The 15,649-nt window shown below is 60.8% G+C and carries 15 protein-coding genes, 2 tRNA genes and 2 pseudogenes; 14 read left to right on the forward strand and 5 right to left on the reverse strand.

Annotated elements, in window-relative coordinates; translation table 11 throughout:
- Nucleotides 1-42 precede the first annotated feature (42 nt).
- Both ACG873_RS17335 and ACG873_RS17340 read left to right on the forward strand, forming a co-directional pair.
- Nucleotides 43-330: a nitrate reductase gene (locus tag ACG873_RS17335; protein ID WP_394886209.1), complete on the forward strand. Its 288-nt coding sequence runs from the start codon at nucleotides 43-45 to the stop codon at nucleotides 328-330.
- 12 nt (nucleotides 331-342) lie between these two features.
- Nucleotides 343-810 (forward strand): FAD-dependent oxidoreductase, encoded by a 468-nt coding sequence (locus ACG873_RS17340; RefSeq protein ID WP_394886210.1) that lies wholly within the window; start codon nucleotides 343-345, stop codon nucleotides 808-810.
- On the opposite strand, the gene ACG873_RS17345 is transcribed toward ACG873_RS17340, so the two are convergent.
- Both ACG873_RS17345 and ACG873_RS17350 read right to left on the reverse strand, forming a co-directional pair.
- Entirely contained in the window at nucleotides 807-1,526 is a 720-nt protein-coding gene (locus tag ACG873_RS17345; RefSeq protein WP_394886212.1) for a DUF3299 domain-containing protein, read from the reverse strand. The genes ACG873_RS17340 and ACG873_RS17345 overlap by 4 nt on opposite strands.
- Before the next feature lie 159 nt (nucleotides 1,527-1,685).
- Nucleotides 1,686-2,555 carry an alpha/beta fold hydrolase gene (locus ACG873_RS17350; protein WP_394886213.1) on the reverse strand — a complete coding sequence of 290 codons (870 nt, stop codon included), beginning with the start codon at nucleotides 2,553-2,555 and terminating at the stop codon, nucleotides 1,686-1,688.
- A gap of 68 nt (nucleotides 2,556-2,623) precedes the next feature.
- Here ACG873_RS17350 and ACG873_RS17355 point away from each other — a divergent pair, with 68 nt between their 5' ends.
- Together ACG873_RS17355 and dmeF are read left to right on the forward strand one after the other, a co-directional pair.
- Nucleotides 2,624-2,896 carry a metal/formaldehyde-sensitive transcriptional repressor gene (locus tag ACG873_RS17355; RefSeq protein WP_394886215.1) on the forward strand — a complete coding sequence of 91 codons (273 nt, stop codon included), beginning with the start codon at nucleotides 2,624-2,626 and terminating at the stop codon, nucleotides 2,894-2,896.
- Nucleotides 2,897-2,926: 30 nt separating this feature from the next.
- Nucleotides 2,927-3,925, forward strand: coding sequence for a CDF family Co(II)/Ni(II) efflux transporter DmeF (dmeF, locus tag ACG873_RS17360; RefSeq protein WP_394886217.1), 999 nt, complete (start codon nucleotides 2,927-2,929; stop codon nucleotides 3,923-3,925).
- A gap of 261 nt (nucleotides 3,926-4,186) precedes the next feature.
- Here the strand turns inward: dmeF and ACG873_RS17365 are convergent.
- Nucleotides 4,187-4,266, reverse strand: a tRNA-Arg gene (locus ACG873_RS17365).
- A 755-nt stretch (nucleotides 4,267-5,021) separates the two neighbouring features.
- On the opposite strand from ACG873_RS17365, the gene ACG873_RS17370 reads away from it, so the two are divergent.
- Nucleotides 5,022-5,696, forward strand: a complete 675-nt coding sequence (locus tag ACG873_RS17370) for a hypothetical protein (protein ID WP_394886219.1) — start codon at nucleotides 5,022-5,024, stop codon at nucleotides 5,694-5,696.
- A gap of 219 nt (nucleotides 5,697-5,915) precedes the next feature.
- Here ACG873_RS17370 and ACG873_RS17375 read toward each other — a convergent pair whose 3' ends face one another.
- A complete protein-coding gene (locus tag ACG873_RS17375; RefSeq protein WP_394886220.1) occupies nucleotides 5,916-6,956 on the reverse strand; it encodes a LacI family DNA-binding transcriptional regulator in 1,041 nt (346 codons plus the stop codon).
- Nucleotides 6,957-7,159: 203 nt separating this feature from the next.
- On the opposite strand from ACG873_RS17375, the pseudogene ACG873_RS17380 reads away from it, so the two are divergent.
- The 8 genes and pseudogenes from ACG873_RS17380 to ACG873_RS17415 form a co-directional block, all read left to right on the forward strand.
- Nucleotides 7,160-8,082: pseudogene (locus tag ACG873_RS17380) on the forward strand (substrate-binding domain-containing protein).
- A gap of 123 nt (nucleotides 8,083-8,205) precedes the next feature.
- Nucleotides 8,206-9,210 (forward strand): ABC transporter permease, encoded by a 1,005-nt coding sequence (locus ACG873_RS17385; RefSeq protein ID WP_394886221.1) that lies wholly within the window; start codon nucleotides 8,206-8,208, stop codon nucleotides 9,208-9,210.
- A gap of 10 nt (nucleotides 9,211-9,220) precedes the next feature.
- Nucleotides 9,221-10,033: an ATP-binding cassette domain-containing protein gene (locus tag ACG873_RS17390; RefSeq protein WP_394886223.1), complete on the forward strand. Its 813-nt coding sequence runs from the start codon at nucleotides 9,221-9,223 to the stop codon at nucleotides 10,031-10,033.
- Between the two features lie 71 nt (nucleotides 10,034-10,104).
- Nucleotides 10,105-11,007: a sugar phosphate isomerase/epimerase family protein gene (locus ACG873_RS17395; protein ID WP_394886225.1), complete on the forward strand. Its 903-nt coding sequence runs from the start codon at nucleotides 10,105-10,107 to the stop codon at nucleotides 11,005-11,007.
- Nucleotides 11,008-11,142: 135 nt separating this feature from the next.
- Nucleotides 11,143-12,315, forward strand: coding sequence for a Gfo/Idh/MocA family protein (locus ACG873_RS17400; RefSeq protein ID WP_394886226.1), 1,173 nt, complete (start codon nucleotides 11,143-11,145; stop codon nucleotides 12,313-12,315).
- A 57-nt stretch (nucleotides 12,316-12,372) separates the two neighbouring features.
- A complete protein-coding gene (locus ACG873_RS17405) occupies nucleotides 12,373-13,314 on the forward strand; it encodes a sugar phosphate isomerase/epimerase family protein (RefSeq protein ID WP_394886227.1) in 942 nt (313 codons plus the stop codon).
- Between the two features lie 10 nt (nucleotides 13,315-13,324).
- Nucleotides 13,325-14,251 carry a TIM barrel protein gene (locus ACG873_RS17410; protein WP_394886229.1) on the forward strand — a complete coding sequence of 309 codons (927 nt, stop codon included), beginning with the start codon at nucleotides 13,325-13,327 and terminating at the stop codon, nucleotides 14,249-14,251.
- 19 nt (nucleotides 14,252-14,270) lie between these two features.
- Nucleotides 14,271-14,566, forward strand: a pseudogene (locus tag ACG873_RS17415) (PfkB family carbohydrate kinase); the annotation flags it as partial.
- A gap of 126 nt (nucleotides 14,567-14,692) precedes the next feature.
- On the opposite strand, the gene ACG873_RS17420 reads toward ACG873_RS17415, so the two are convergent.
- A tRNA-Ile gene (locus ACG873_RS17420) sits at nucleotides 14,693-14,768 on the reverse strand.
- A 134-nt stretch (nucleotides 14,769-14,902) separates the two neighbouring features.
- Between ACG873_RS17420 and ACG873_RS17425 the strand changes: the two genes are divergently transcribed.
- Nucleotides 14,903-15,613 (forward strand): SIMPL domain-containing protein, encoded by a 711-nt coding sequence (locus ACG873_RS17425; protein WP_394886230.1) that lies wholly within the window; start codon nucleotides 14,903-14,905, stop codon nucleotides 15,611-15,613.
- Nucleotides 15,614-15,649: the final 36 nt, after the last annotated feature.

Below are 15,649 nucleotides of genomic sequence, written 5' to 3' on the forward strand. Positions count from 1 at the left end.
GCCGGAGGCGACAGGAACCTAGCGGATCGCGGAGCCACAGGAATGAATCGTCTCGCCAACCCGTTCGCTCCGCGCCGCGCACTACCGGAAAGTACCCGGCAGATCAAAGCCTGGGTGCGCGAGCTTCATTACCTGGACGATGAGGTGGTCGTATCGATCACCGAGCTCGCCTGTCGCGATGATGATTGTCCCGACATCGAGACCGTGATCGGCATCATGCGGCCGGGCAAGAAGATCGAGACGATCCCCATCCACCGTGCGATCGCAGAGATACTGAGGGAAGATGTCGCCGGCGCAATTAAGCGACGGGAGCGAGCCGTCCCGGACTGAAGGATTCAGGTAGTGCGTTTTGACGTTATCATCATCGGCGGCAGCTATGCCGGAATGGCCGCGGCCCTGCAGTTGCTCCGCGCGCGGCGCCAGGTTCTCATCATCGATGCCGGGCAGCGTCGAAACCGCTTCGCCAGCCACTCCCATGGCTTCCTGACGCACGATGGTGCCGATCCTGCTGAGATCGCCAATCGTGCACGCGAGCAGTTGTCGAGATACGGGACGTTGAGCTGGATCGACGGAGCGGCCGAAACGGCGGAGGGAGCACGCAACGCCTTCAAGGTGACGCTGGCCGACGGGAACGTGGCCGAGGGCAACCGCCTCCTGTTTGCTACCGGCGTTTCCGATGCGCTGCCGAACGTGGAAGGGCTGGAAGAGCGATGGGGTAGAAGCCTTTTCCAGTGCCCCTATTGCCATGGCTACGAACTCGAGCGGGGCAGGCTTGGCGTCATCGCCACCGGAGCCGGTTCCTTGCACTAGGCCCTGTTTCTACCGGAGTGGGGAGACGTGACATTGATGACGAATGGCGCGCTAACCCCCGGAAACGGCGAGCGGGCGGAACTCGCCAACCGCGGCGTGAAGATCGAGGAAAGGCTGATTGTGCGGCTGGAAGGCGAAGCCGATGTTCGATTGGCGGATGGACAGGTGTTGTCATTTGCGGGGCTCTTCACGACCACACGCTGCCGGCCCGCGACACCCCTTGCAGAAAAGCTAGGCTCAGCGGGAGGAGTTGCGCTCTTGTCGATATTGGCTTTGCCGATGCCGTAGCCCGATGTCAGCACTGTTGGTCCGTCCATGATGAAGAGTTGTGTTTTCTCGAGTTCCGAACGGAGTGTCCCGACGACCGACACGAATTCATAGGCGCGCTCGATGCGGAACGGGACCGACGGTATTACGTGCACCATTTGGTTTGGCGGCGGCTGTGGTGCGTGACTGCAGGCGCCGAGCCAGGGAACAAGCAAGAACTCGTAGACGAGATCCCTATCGCGATCGATCGGCAAGACGTAACTGTCGATGCGCACCACGATGCCTGCCAGGTCATCGGACAAGGTTTCGCCTTGAACGCGGGAAGCAGCCACCCCGGGAAAAATCGCGTTGTCCTCTCCCTGTCCCTTCGGCCGCAGGTTCGACCAGTCGATGTGACGGCCCGCCACTTCACCGGCTTGGATTGTTCCTGGCAGCAACGATCCGATCAATGCGGCCAGTACATACGGCAGGACAAAACATAGTGAGTTCGGAGATGGACCATACGAGCAGGCTTGTGCCGTTGCCGTGTGGTGTCAAGCCTGGTCGTGGGTACGCGTCAGGTCAGCGGAACTCGACTGTCTGTCCGCCACATATGCTGGACCACTCGCTCATGCATGTGACCCAAGAAATCTTGTGACCGCTTCCGCTGTCTCGTCCGGAAACTCTTCGTAGAATGAGAGCTTTCCATTCGGCAGCTCTTCCGCTGTCACGTTGGCGAGCTCGGCAAGGGCGACCATTTCGGCCTTCGACTTGCGGGGAGTCCTGCTGCCGCAAAGCACGTGGATCCCCGTTCCTGCACGCTTGGCCGTACCGAGAAAGGATTCCCGGTCAGCAAACAGGTCGAATTCGCCGGCGACGAAGCGAAAGGAAGCATGGCGGGCGCCCTTCGCCTCGGTCACGAAGCGTTTTTGCGCCATGCATACGGACGTCAACCAGGCCGGGTCGTCATAGACGTGCCCGCGCGCCATCATGCCGATCACCGCACCGTTGACATTGAAGCGGTAGAAGGCCGGACCGACGAACGGGAGGTCAACCATCCTGGCCATCGCCCGGAATAGCTGCATGCGCCGGCCTATCATGGTAGGGAGTGGTCCACGCCATGTCGGCGACAGAAGGATAAGCCGGCCGGCCGGATCGTCCGCAGCCTGAGCCAACGCATAGCCCGCGGCATGGCCCGCCGCGATCGTGGCGACTGGCTGGACGACATCCGTCAGGACAAAACGCAGGAACGATCGGTAAAGATCAGGCCGCCAGTGGACCTTCGGCCGCGGCAGGTCACCGAAGCAAGGCCAGTCGATAGCAACGGTCGAGAAGCGCGCGGCGAGCCGTTCCTGTAGAGGCCGCATCTCGAGCCGGGTAGAGATCGAACTGAGCGCTGGCAGGAGGAACAGCTTCGGACCCGCACCGATGCTGGTCAGACCAACCGACACAGGCCTGCCGTCAGCTTGCCAATCGATGCGTTCTCCACGCGAGTCCACGGCTTCACCTACCGCCTTCCGAATAGTATAGTCCCCCATATCATGCGAACGTGAGGTAGCCAGCAGCCATGTCCCACACCGTCCGTCAGAAGGAGAAGCTGATCGCGCGTGTGCGGCGCATCAGGGGCCAGATGGAAGGCATCGAAAGAGCACTGGAGGCCGAGGCAGCCTGCGCCGAGGTCCTGCGCCAGATCGCCTCGGTACGTGGCGCCATGAGCGGGCTGACGGCGGAGGTAATGGAGGATCATTTGCGGCAGCATGTGCTCGCTGCCGAGACCGATGCCGCTCGCCGTGAAGGCGGCGAGGAGTTGGTCGATGTCATCCGAACCTACATGAAGTGAGCAGCCATACCGGCAGGAAGGAACAAATCCATGGCCATCACCGATATATCTGACCTCACCCACGACCACGTCTTTCTAGGCGAGGATCACAGGCGCAACGAGCGCAAGGTGTGGCTGGTTATCGCGCTGACGGCCAGCATGATGGTGATCGAGATCACGGCCGGCACGATCTATGGCTCCATGGCGCTGGTGGCTGATGGCTGGCACATGTCGACCCATGCGGCAGCCATGCTGATAGCGGCTCTCGCTTACCTCTACGCCCGTAGCCATGCGCGTGACCCACGTTTCACCTTCGGCACGGGCAAAATGGGCGACCTTGCCGGCTTCGCAAGCGCCGTCGTGCTCGCCTTGATAGCGCTGCTGATCGGCTGGGAGAGCTTCCTGCGCCTTGCCAACCCTGTGCCGATCAGCTTCGGACAGGCCATCGCTGTCGCTGTTGTGGGATTGATCGTCAATGTGATTTGCGCCTGGCTGTTGAGAGATGATCACGCACATCATCACCATGGGCACGATCGCCACCACGACTACGGACATGACGATGCTCACGGCGCTCACGGACACGCGCGCGACAACAACCTGCGCGCCGCCTATCTGCACGTGCTGGCCGATGCTCTAACGTCGATCCTGGCGATCGTCGCATTGCTGCTCGGTCGGAGCTATGGCTGGCTGTGGGCCGATCCGATCATGGGCGTCGTCGGGGCGCTGGTCATCGCCCGCTGGTCATGGGGATTGATCCGAGACGCCGGCAGCGTATTGCTGGATCGGGTGCCGGATGATGAATATCTCCCCGGCGAAATCCGCGCGGCGATCGAGCATAGCGGAGAGCGCATAACCGATTTGCACATCTGGCAGGTCGGGCCCGGCCATCACGCGGCGATCATTGCGCTGGCATCCGTCGAGCCGAGACAGCCGTCGCACTACAAGGCACGGCTGGCCAAAATTCATGGACTCTCGCATGTGACGATCGAGGTGGAGCCGACAGAACGTTACCTGCAAGACGACATCAGAGCGTACAAACCCTGCACCTAGGCATACATCGGGTTAGCAGCGGGGCATATTTGCACCCCCCTCCGCCGCGCGAAATCACACGAAACAGCATCCGGTCGTTCAAAACCGCTTCGGCTCCGCGAATTGAACCGGTGCGGATCGGCACCCGCACCAAGAGGCACGATTCTCGGCCCCCCGTAGGGGGCACCCGGGGATGAGCAGATGGTGCTGGAATATCGCAGACTAAATCGCAGACTAATTCGCTCCTTTAGTCTGCGGTGTCCTGCTAAGTCCTTGAAATAATGGCGCGCCCGAAGAGATTCGAACTCCTGACCCCCAGATTCGTAGTTTGGAGGTCTGGCGCATCCGCCGCCCTTCGACGCGTGGATAACTGACGTGAGCACTGCGGTGAAATTCAATCTGAAAGGCGTTGTCGAAGATAAGGATCGGCACGGTAACATCCGGCTTTACTTCCGCGCGCCCGGCGGAAAAAGGTCCGTCTACGGGAGGTCCCAGGCTCAGCCGAGTTCCATGAAGAGGTCCGCTGTGGTCGTGAAGGCATTCCCTACGCTCGAGCACGGAGCGTGGACCGACCGGCAACGCGAACAACGGCATCGCGGGGCAGTCTCTTATGGTTGTGCCAGGAATATTTCCGACGCGGAGGCGCCGAGGTTTCTGAGGCCACGATGCTTCGTCGACGAGCGATCCTTGAGGGCGTCTGTAAGCTTCCACACCCTCTTGCCGGCCCCGTCGACCGGGACTTCCCGACCAAAGGATCCTTGCCATTCGCAGCCATGAAGCGAGTTCACGTCAAGGAACTCCGAGACACTCGCGCTGATGCGCCTGGAGCCGCGAACAACATAACCAAGGCCATAAGCGCGATGTTCGCTTGGGCGAAGGATGCCGAGATCGTCGATGTCAATCCAGCCAACGGCATCAAGCGCCTGAAGACGGGCGACGGGGACGGCTTCCACACCTGGGAAGTGTCAGAAATCGTTCAGTACGAAAACCGACACCCACGCGGCACGATGGCTCGGATGGCGTTAGCGATTTTCATGTTCACCGGATTGCGGCTGTCAGATGCCACAATCTTCGGCAGGCAGCACATCACACAGATCCGCAACAAGGATACAGGAGCATGGAGAAGTGGATCAGAATCAAGCCCGGCAAGACGGACAAAAGCAAGGTTCGCAAGCAGCCTGTCGTTGTCGAAATTCCGTTGCTACCGGAACTCGAGGATGAGCTTTCCTTCGCTCCGAGCGGAAATTTAACATTCCTGGTCACCGAGTACGGTCGTCCCTTCTCCGAGAACGGACTCGGCAACAAGATGCGCCAGTGGTGTGACGAGGCTGGGCTTCCGAATTGTAGCGCACACGGCGTCCGAAAGGCAGGGGCCACCGTCGCTGCAGAGAACGGCGCGACGCATGAGCAGCTAAAGGCAATATACGGCTGGACCACATACCAGCAGCCGGATCACTACATCCGGAAAGCACGCCGTCGAAAGGTCGCGTCGTCCGCCCGGACGCTTCTGGTTTTCGATCGAAACGAGAACGAGATTGTCCCACTTTCTGAAGGGATTGAGAGCGGTGGGACAAAACGACCAAAAAATCCAAGTAAATCAACGGCAAAAAATGCCGATGGTGGGCCCGGAGGACGTAGTCAAACTGCTGATTTTATTGTTCTTTTCGTGGGCCAGTATCGAAGGATCTTCCCGTATCGTTCCGTATGGTTCCGCGACAGCCAGACAGACGAATTCAGCGACCCTTATGCCTCCTTCGCGCCGATTCCAGTCGTTCCCGTCAATTCTCAATAGCAGTCATTCACGGTTCGGTTGGGGTCGGCCTGTCCAGGGCTAGACCGGCCAATTGGCGTCTCGGAAGCGAACGCTCAGTCTCGCAAAAAGGCGTGAGGCTGTGTTACACGCTGCGGTGTGCATGCACTTCAGAGCGCTTCAAACTGATCGATAGGCTGGGTCTCGATGCCGCCGCTTGCTGCATGCTGGACTGACGCCGGTGCGCTAGTCTAATTCCTGTCAGGTCCAGATGCTTTCCGGCGTGACGATCTCGAACGGGACGATACGCTGTTCGATCGAGGCGCTATCTCGACGATCCACGAGGCGCAGCATAACGTCGATCAGCTCTCGTGGCATTTTCTCCACCGAATGGCATAGGGCGGCGATAATCAGCCCCTCGGTCAGGCCCTTGCGTGTTTCCGGCCCGATGTCGCTACAGACGACGCGAATCTTGCGCTGTTGGTCGGGTGGCAGTTCCCGCATGGCACGCAAGACGCCGGAGATGCCGCCGCCATTGACGAAGATGCCCTTGAGATCCGGTTCCTCGGCGATCAGCCTGCGGACGATCGCGTAGGCGTTGTCCGGCACCTCATAGGTCAGGAGCGTTTCGCTGACATGGAACGCGGGCGCATGTTCGCGCATGTAGGAGCGGAAGCTCGCATCAGCGATGTCCTGGCACTGATAACGGTTGCTGCCGACGAGGGGAAAGACCTTGCCGGCGCCCTCAGCCGTCTGACTGATAAACCAGGCAGCGGTTCGGCCCCTCTTCCAGTTGTCAGTTCCCACAAAGCCCGCGCGGCTGGCCGCGGACAGATCGGTCACATAAGCGACCACCGGAACGCCGCGCGCGCGCAACTCGTCGATCGCCTGACTGACCAGCGGGTGATCGGCGGTGATGATGGCCAAAGCATCGGCATGTTCGCCCATCTTGAGGAGATTGGCCGAAACTGCCTCGGGTGACAGATCATCCTCGAATTGCACGTTCGGCTCGACAACCGCATCTGGATGTCGTTTGGCAGCATCGACGATCCCCGCCGCCCACATTTGATAGAGCGGACGATGAGACTGCTGCATGAGAAAGCCAAGTTTCCGATGTGGCAGATTCGCCTGCTTGCGTGCGCGCAGGCTGCCCAAACCGTAGAACCCGATTTCGTCCGCTGCGTCCAGAATACGATCGATCGTTTCCTGCCTTACCGAGCTGGTCCCGTGCAGAAGCCGGTTGACCGTGGACAGGCTGACGCCCGCGGCCTGTGCCAAATCAGCGAGTGTTGGTCTGTTCATCCTGGCCGTCCGAATGTGTCATTTATGAATGACATCTAATGAACTGTTTTGTCGCGGTGTCGATGATTTCAATATCAGAATGACACTTCATATTTTACATATCAACTGGCATCTGCTGATCAGTGCCAGGTGTTCACTCAGGGAGGAATGACATGAAACGCATGAAGCGCATTGCCGCCGCACTTGTCACGGCGTCCGCGATTATGATGGGCGCCGGTCCGGCCCTGTCCGCCGATATCGCCGTCGTGGGAGGTAAGAACGACGACGCGTTCTGGAACATCATCAAGAAGGGCCTCGATGACGCACGTCTGGTTGTCGAAGCAAACGGCGGCTCGGTAAACTACCTGCGCCTTCAGACCTACGACAATTTCGGCCCGGACGTCGTCCAGCTCATTCGCACCGCCATCAGCCAGGGCGTGGATGGCCTCGTGGTCCCGAACTGGGTGCCCGAAGCCGAAGATCCCGCCATCCAGGATGCGATCAAGGCGGGCATCACAGTGATCCTCATGAACGCCGGCGGACAGGACAAGGCCATCGACCTTGGCGCCATCAACTATGTCGGCTCTGATGAATATATCGCCGGCAAGGCCGGTGGAGAATATTTCGCCGCTCAGGGCAAGAAGAACGTCATCTGCGTCAACACGGTTCCGGGCGCCGCCAACCTCGAAGCACGCTGCAAGGGCGTGATCGACGGCATCACCGCAAAAGGCGGCGCCGCCAAGCAATTGCCGCTGCCGGCGACCAGCTTCGGCGACCCGACCGCCGTTGCCGAGGCCATCAAGGCGACGTTGCTCCAGGATGAAAGCATTGACGGGCTCATCACCATCTCGGCCGGCGACGCGGATTCGGCGGCGATCGGCATTGCGCAGGCGGGCACGGCCGAGACGGTCGTGCTGGGTACCTTCGACCTGAACCAGTCCGGCCTCGACCGCATCAAGGGGGCACACAGGGCTTCGCCATCGACCAGCAGCCATATCTGCAGTCGCTTTTGGCCGTTACGCTGCTGGCCTCGGCCATCGATTTCGGGACCAGCCTGCCGACGGCTCCGCTCCTTACCGGTCCCGGCATTGTCGATGCGTCGAACATCGAGGCGACACTGGCCGGTGTCGAAAAAGGCGCCCGCTGAACGAACGGGAGTTTAGCCTCCGGTCCGCGGGTCACCTCATGGGCCTAGGAGGCGGCCACCCATGCGGCGGCAGGCTTCGGCTCCTCCGCACGCGCGTTCACGCCAAAATTCGGAGAATACCTCATGAACAATCTCTCAATCGGCGGTCTGCTGCGCCGTCCCGAGGCGGGGGCGCTTCTCGGCCTTGTCGCGGTTCTGGTTTTCTTTATCGTCTTCGGCAGCACCAGCTTTCTAAAACCGGCGGGCACAGCCAGTTGGCTGAACGTCGCGGCTAATCTCGGCATCGTAGCGATCCCTGTGGGATTGTTGATGATCGCCGGAGAACTGGACATTTCCATCGGAGCGACCATCCCCGCCGCCGCTCTGACCGTGGCGATCATTTCGGGCCACTACGACATGCCGATCTGGTTGGGCATCGCCGGAGCGCTTGGTCTCGGGCTGGTGATTGGTCTGATCAACAGCATCATCGTGGTGCGCACCGCCGTGCCCTCACTGATAGTTACGCTTGGTACGCTGTTCGCGGTGCAGGGACTCGCGCTTGGCTTCTCGGTGCTTCTGACCGGCACGACCAGCGTGGCGCTGAGCCCCGCCGAATCCGGTCCGCTGGCCAAGGCGCTGTTCGGCGAGTTCATTGGCGGCAGCTTCCAGGTCATCATTTTCTGGTGGCTGGCCTTTGCAGCCCTTTACATCTTCTACATCCACTTCTCCCCCTTCGGGAACTGGATCTTCGCCATGGGCGGCGACAAGGTCAGCGCGCGCAATGCGGGGATCCCGACGCGCAGACTGACGGTCGTGCTTTTCGTGCTTTCCTCGACAAGCGCCGCCTTTGTCGGCGTGTGCCAGGCGATCCTGTTCAATGTCGCTCAGGTCTCGGCCGGGATGACCTTCATCTTCAACTCGATCATCTCGGTCGTTGTCGGCGGCGTGCTCTTGACCGGCGGATTCGGATCGGTCGTCGGCATTTTCTTCGGCACCATAACCTTCGCCATCGTCAACCAGGGCATCTACTTCACTACCTTCGATCGCAATTGGTCGAGCCTGATCATCGGCATCATGCTGCTTCTGGCGGTGCTGATGAACAACACCTTCCGCAATATGGCGCTGTCCTACAGGCCAAAGAAGAAGTGAGGACGGAGAGATGACGATCCCAATTCTGGAACTCCGCAACGTCAACAAGTCCTTCGGCCCGATCGACGTGCTGCACGACATCTCGCTCAAGGTCCATGCCGGCGAAGTGCTCTGCCTTCTGGGCGACAATGGCGCGGGAAAATCCACGCTCATCAATACGCTCGCTGGCGTGCACAAGCCAACATCCGGCACCATTCTGATGGACGGCAAGGAGGTCGCATTCAGTGGCCCTCGCGAGGCACAGCAAATGGGCATCTCGACGGTGCACCAGTTCGGTGGCACCTTTCCGCTGATGTCGATCGGCAGGTCGTTCTTCGTCGGTGTCGAGCCAACCAGGGGCTTCGGGCCGTTCAAGCTCTACGACCGAAGGAAGGCCAACGAGATCGCGGTCAAGGCCGTGCAGGAATTCGGCATCACCCGGATCGATGACGGTGATCGTCTGGTCGGTGGCCTGTCGGGAGGCGAGCGCCAGTCGCTGGCTATTGCCCGGGCCGTGCATTTCGGTGCTCGCGTCCTGATCCTCGACGAGCCGACCGCGGCGCTTGGCGTTAAGGAAGCCGCCCATGTGTTGCGGATCGTGCTCGAAGCGCGGCGGCGTGGGCTCGCTGTGATCTTCATTACGCATCAGGTGATGCATGCGATGACCGTGGGCGACCATTTCGCCGTGCTGATCCGCGGCGCGAAGGCCGCCGATTTTCGCAAGGGCGAAAAGACCCGCGAAGAGATCACCGACCTTATGGCCGGTGGCGAAGCGATGGCCGAGCTTGAGGCCGAGGTCGAAAGCCACCGCGTAAGTCACGAGAGCCTTCCTCCCGCGGCCTGAGCGCCGACAACTGCCCCGGCCGGTATCGGCCGGGGCTCTTCCAACAATTGTCTGACACCTGGAGCAGATCCATGAAAATCGCGCTAGACCCCTTCATGCACCGCCATCTTTCGCTCGAAGAGTTGCCGAGTAAGGTGAAGGAACTCGGTTACGACTGGATCGAATTGTCCCCGCGCGGGGATTTCCTTGAGTGGTTCAAAGCGCCGCGTGTGTTCCCCGACCGGATCAAATCATTCAAACGCGCGCTGAAGCAAGCGGGTGTCGGCGTCGCTTCGCTTCTGCCGATGTATCGCTGGGCCTCCAATGACGAGGCCGAGCGTCAGGCTGCGGTCAAGCACTGGAAGCGTGCAATCGAGATAGCGCTCGAGATGGAAGTGGACGTGATGAACTCTGAGTTCGGGCGCGGGCCGCATCCGGACAAGGGGTCGTGCTATTGCTGTCATACGGGCAGCATGATCGAGGCCTGCGAGGATGCCTGGTGGCGTTCGATGGAAGAGTTGGTGCCGGTCTTCGAGAAAGAAGGCATCACACTCCACGTCGAGCCGCATCCCGAGGACTGGTGCGAGACGCTGCAACCCGCCGTGGACATCATCCGCACGGTGAATTCGAAGAACGTCAAATTCCTCTATTGCGCGCCGCACACCTTCTATTTTGGCGAAGACACTAAAGCGATGATCCGCGAATGCGCTGACGTGCTGGCCCACGTGCATGTCGGCGACACGTTCAACCACAAGGCCAGTTCGGGGCTGCGCTACATCCTGAACCCGCCAGGCACGCAGGCACGAGTCCACCAGCACCTCAACATTGGTCAGGGAGAAGTGCCGTGGGACGATTTCTTCGGCACGCTTGCCGAAGCGGGCTTCGACGGGATCATGACGGCTTGCGTTTTTGCTTGGGAGGACAAGGCGGACGAATCCGGCCGCTTCATGCGCGCCGAGATGCAGCGCTACGTCGACAAATATTGGAAGAAATAGGCCCACCGGGCCGTAACGCCCGCGTGGAGTAGCGTGGGGAAGTTCAACACACATCTTGCACGAGCGGCGGGCCATCCCGCCGCAGGGCGAAGCTTTGCAAACAAGACCCGGGATGGCGCCGGAGGAGAAATGAAAATGCTGAACGGCGAAAAACTCATCGAACGGCCCCTGCGCTGGGGCATGGTCGGCGGTGGCCGCACCGGACAGGTGGGCTATAAGCATCGTACCGGGGCTCTGCGTGACGGCACTTACCAACTCGTCTGCGGCGCTTTCGATCTGGACGCCGAACGCGGCCGCGATTTCGGCGTAAATCTCGGTGTAGCCGGGGACCGCTGCTACGCGGACAACAAGGAATTGATCGCCAAGGAGACGGCCCGCGAGGATGGTGTGGAAGTGGTCTCGGTGGCGACGCCGAACTTCACCCACTACGAGATCACCAGGGCGCTGCTCGAAGCGGGCATTCACGTGATCTGTGAAAAGCCCCTCTTCTTCACCGTGAAAGAGTGTGAAGAAATCGAGAAGTTGGCCGAGGAAAAGGGCCTGATCGTCGGCGTCACCTACGGCTTCACCGGTCACCCGCTGGTTCACCAGATGGCGGCCATGGTCGCCAAGGGGATGCTGGGCGATATCCGCATTGTCGACCTGCAGTACACCCACGGCTTCAATGCGGGTGACGATGTGGGTGCGCCCGAAGCCGTGAAATGGCGCACCAATCCCGCGACTGCCGGTCCGACCTTCGTTCTGGGCGATATCGGCACGCACCTCTATTACCTCTCCGAAATCGTGCTGCCGCACCTGAAGATCGAAAAGCTCTTGTGCGACCGCAAGGCGTTCATCCCGAGCCGTACGCCGCTCGAAGACCATGCCACCGTGCTGATGCACTATGACAACGGCGCGCGCGGCCGTCTCTGGGTGTCTTCCGTGAACGCGGGCAACATGGGGTCGCAGCGTTATCGCTTCATTGGCTCGAGAGCCTCGGTCGAATGGTCCGACAGCCATCCCGACCAGTTGCTCTTTGACGTGCAGGGCGAGCCGAACCGCATCCTGCATCACGGCATGCCCTATCTCGAAGAGGAGAGCCTTGCGATCGACCGAATGGGCGCGCTGCACACCGAAGGGCTCGGCGATAGCTGGTCCAACATCTATTTGTGGATCGCACAGGCCATCGACGCGAAGCGGCGCGGCAATGAGGCCTTCCTGAAAACCCACCACTACCCGGACATCAAAGCCGGCACCGAGGGCGTGCGCTGGCTGGAGAACTGCGTGCGCTCGGCGGATGCAGGTTCCGCCTGGGTCGATTTCCAATAAGCCTCCTCCCCACCTGGGGCGCACTTTGGTGCGCCCCCTTTTTTGGACAAAGACAACATGAAACTCTCCATCTGCACCGATGTCATGGGCAATCTCTCCTTCACGGAGATGCTCGACAAATGCTTGGCGCTTGGGGTCGAGGGGGTCGAGATGACTGGCGGAGGCTGGTCGCGCGCGCCGCATTTCCGCGCCGATGAACTTCTCGCCGACGAGGCGCTCCTGAAATCCAAACTGAAGGAAATCGAGGCGCGGGGGCTCGAAATCGCCGCGCTGAACTGCTCGGGCAATCCTCTCGATCCCGGCGCGCTGGGCGAAAAGCACCGCAAGGAGATCGAACAGACGATCCGCCTGGCCGGCGAAATCGGCGTCAAAAAGATTGTCACCATGTCGGGCCTTCCGGCGGCGGCACCCGGCGACTCCGTGCCGAACTGGCTTGTCTATACCAAGAGCTGGCCGGACGAGATGCCCGAACGAGATCGCTACCAGTGGGAAGACTGTGCCTTTCCCTACTGGCATGGGCTTGTGAAACTGGCCGATGAGGTCGGCGTCGAGAAATTCGCGGTGGAGAATTTCTCGGCCATGCTGGTGTGGAACCCTGAAACCCTGTTCCGCTTGCGCAATGAGGTCGGCCCCAAGGTCGGCATGAATCTTGACCCCAGCCACCTGTTCTGGAAAGGGGCCGACCCGATCGCCAGCGCGCGTGCCCTGGGCGACGCGATCCATCACTGCCACGGCAAGGATACCCGCATCGAACGCGGCCTTGCCGATGTGAACGGTCTTCTGGAACTCAAGGAAGTCACCGACGTGGCAAACCGCGCCTGGAACTATGTCGCGGTGGGTGCGGGACACGACCTGCAATGGTGGAAGGAATTCTTCTCTGTCGTGAGGATGGTCGGCTATAACGACTGGGTCAGCCTCGAGATGGAAGATTTCACCATGTCGACCGATGCTGGCATTCAGTCCTCCATCGACGCATTGCAGGCCACCATCAGCCGTTGAGGGTGGCCGAATGAACCCGATCACCATTACCACGGCCCCCTGCTGCTGGGGCGTCGATGACGTCAAGAACCCCCATCTGCCCCATTGGGAAAAAGTGCTGGACGAGGCCGCCGCGGCGGGTTTCGGCGGGCTGGAACTCGGCCCATACGGTTATCTGCCGCTGGATCTGGGCCTTGTGTCCGAGGCTCTGGACAAACGCGGGCTGAAGATCGTCGCCGGTACCATCTTCGATGATCTGGTCAGCCCCAGCAACCGCGATAACCTCTTACGCCAGACCGACGAAATCTGCACGCTGATCACTTGCTTGCCCAAACCAGAAACCCATCCGGGCCAACGCTTTGCCGCGCCTTACCTGACAGTGATGGACTGGGGCCATGACGAACGTGACTACGCGGCCGGTCATTCGACCCAAGCACCACGCCTCGATGATGCCGTTTGGGCGGGTATGGTCGAGAATATCCGCGCCATCGCCGAACTCGCCCGCGACAGATACGGCGTGCGCGCCACCATCCACCCCCATGCCGGAGGCTACATCGAATTCGCCGACGAGTTGGAGCGGATCGTCCGCGACGTTCCCGCCCATGTGGCGGGCCTGTGCCTGGATACCGGGCATATGGCGTATTCCGGCATGGATCCAATCGCCACCCTGCGGCGCTACTGGGACCGGATAGACTACATCCATTTCAAGGATATCGACGCCAGCGTGTTCGACCAGGTGACGGGCGAGCGGATCCGCTTTTTCGATGCCTGCGCCAAAGGGGTGATGTGCCCGATCGGGCGCGGCTCGATCGATTATCCCGCCATCCGATCGCTGCTCAGCGAGCTTGGCTACGGCGGCTACATCACCATCGAACAGGAACGCGATCCGCGCAACGCCGGCAGCATTCTCGACGATCTGGCGGCCAGCCGGTCCTTTCTGGCCAGCGCCGGTTTCTGACCAGGCAAGGAGATTTCAGATGAAAACGCTCGACGTAATCACCGTTGGCCGGTCCTCGGTCGATCTCTATGGGGCCCAGATCGGCGGACGGCTCGAGGACATGGGATCGTTCAACAAATACGTCGGCGGGTCGCCGACCAATATCGCGTGCGGTGCGGCACGGCTGGGCCTCAAATCCGGCCTCATTACGCGCGTGGGCGACGAGCATATGGGCCGGTTCATCCGCGAGCAGCTCCAGCGGGAGGGCGTGGATGTGCGCGGGTTAAGTCCGACCCGGAGCGGCTGACGGCATTGGTACTTCTCGGCATTCGCGACGCAAGCGGCCCGGGTCTCGAAAGTTTTGGCCGTCCGGCACTCAAAATCTGACGGGGTTCGAGTCCACATTACGGGCCAAGGTAAAGAAGAGTAATAAAATCAAATAGTTATAAGGTGCATTGCATTTGGTGGGCCCGGAGGGACTCGAACCCCCAACCAAGCGGTTATGAGCCGCCGGCTCTGACCATTGAGCTACAGGCCCGCCGAGGGCTGAATTAGTCAGTTTTGCCTGCGCGCACAAGGCTTTCGCGAAAATGCGCGTTCTGCCGCCGCAATCCACCCATAATCGCGGCAATAATCTGCGCCGTCCAGGCAACATCCCATACGGAGTTTTTGATGACGAAACGATTTTTGCCACTGGCGCTGGCCGCCGCGATCGCACTTCCGGCCGCCGCGGCCCGGGCCGACACGCAGCCGCCGCCGCGGATAATGGTGACGGGCGAGGGCGAAAGCGCGATAGCGCCCGATATGGCGCTTCTGTCGCTCAGCGTCATGCGCGAGGCGAAAACCGCGCGCGAGGCGCTCGACGCCAACAACGACGCAATGGCCGCGGTGATCGCCGCGATGAAGTCGGCCGGCATCGAGGATCGCGATCTCCAGACCGCCGGCATCCAGATCGCGCCCCGTTACAACTACAACAACAAACCGGACGGCAGCCAGGAGGCCGAACTTGTCGCCTACCAGGTCACCAACACGCTTTCGGTGCGCGTGCGCGACCTCGCCAAGGCGGGCGAAATCCTCGACAAATCGGTGTCTCTTGGCGTCAACCAGGGCGGCGGCATCTCGTTTACCAACGACGATCCGGAAAAGGCGCTGACCGAGGCGCGCAAGCTCGCCGTCGCGGACGCCATGCGGAAGGCCAGGACGCTGAGCGAGGCGGCCGGTGTGCAGCTCGGGCGCGTCCTGGAGATTTCCGACCAGGTCCAAGCCCCTCCGCCGATACCCTATATGGCCAAGGCCATGGAAGCGCGCGACGCCTCCGTTCCCATCGAGGCCGGCGAAAACGCCTATCGGGTCCAGGTCAACGTCACGTTCGAGCTGAAATGAAAGGCGCTGTCGGCGTAAAAAAAACCCGGAGGCTGA

Source organism: Allomesorhizobium aridi, assembly GCF_043769475.1.
GTDB lineage: Bacteria > Pseudomonadota > Alphaproteobacteria > Rhizobiales > Rhizobiaceae > Allomesorhizobium.

Bases quoted from the DNA above. Each gene is read 5' to 3' on its own strand.
- ACG873_RS17335 (WP_394886209.1), top strand. From the start codon at position 43: ATGAATCGTCTCGCCAACCCGTTCGCTCCGCGCCGCGCACTACCGGAA.
- ACG873_RS17355 (WP_394886215.1), top strand. From the start codon at position 2,624: ATGTCCCACACCGTCCGTCAGAAGGAGAAGCTGATCGCGCGTGTGCGG.
- dmeF (WP_394886217.1), top strand. From the start codon at position 2,927: ATGGCCATCACCGATATATCTGACCTCACCCACGACCACGTCTTTCTA.
- ACG873_RS17370 (WP_394886219.1), top strand. From the start codon at position 5,022: ATGGAGAAGTGGATCAGAATCAAGCCCGGCAAGACGGACAAAAGCAAG.
- ACG873_RS17375 (WP_394886220.1), bottom strand. From the start codon at position 6,956: ATGAACAGACCAACACTCGCTGATTTGGCACAGGCCGCGGGCGTCAGC.
- ACG873_RS17385 (WP_394886221.1), top strand. From the start codon at position 8,206: ATGAACAATCTCTCAATCGGCGGTCTGCTGCGCCGTCCCGAGGCGGGG.
- ACG873_RS17390 (WP_394886223.1), top strand. From the start codon at position 9,221: ATGACGATCCCAATTCTGGAACTCCGCAACGTCAACAAGTCCTTCGGC.
- ACG873_RS17395 (WP_394886225.1), top strand. From the start codon at position 10,105: ATGAAAATCGCGCTAGACCCCTTCATGCACCGCCATCTTTCGCTCGAA.
- ACG873_RS17400 (WP_394886226.1), top strand. From the start codon at position 11,143: ATGCTGAACGGCGAAAAACTCATCGAACGGCCCCTGCGCTGGGGCATG.
- ACG873_RS17405 (WP_394886227.1), top strand. From the start codon at position 12,373: ATGAAACTCTCCATCTGCACCGATGTCATGGGCAATCTCTCCTTCACG.
- ACG873_RS17410 (WP_394886229.1), top strand. From the start codon at position 13,325: ATGAACCCGATCACCATTACCACGGCCCCCTGCTGCTGGGGCGTCGAT.
- ACG873_RS17425 (WP_394886230.1), top strand. From the start codon at position 14,903: ATGACGAAACGATTTTTGCCACTGGCGCTGGCCGCCGCGATCGCACTT.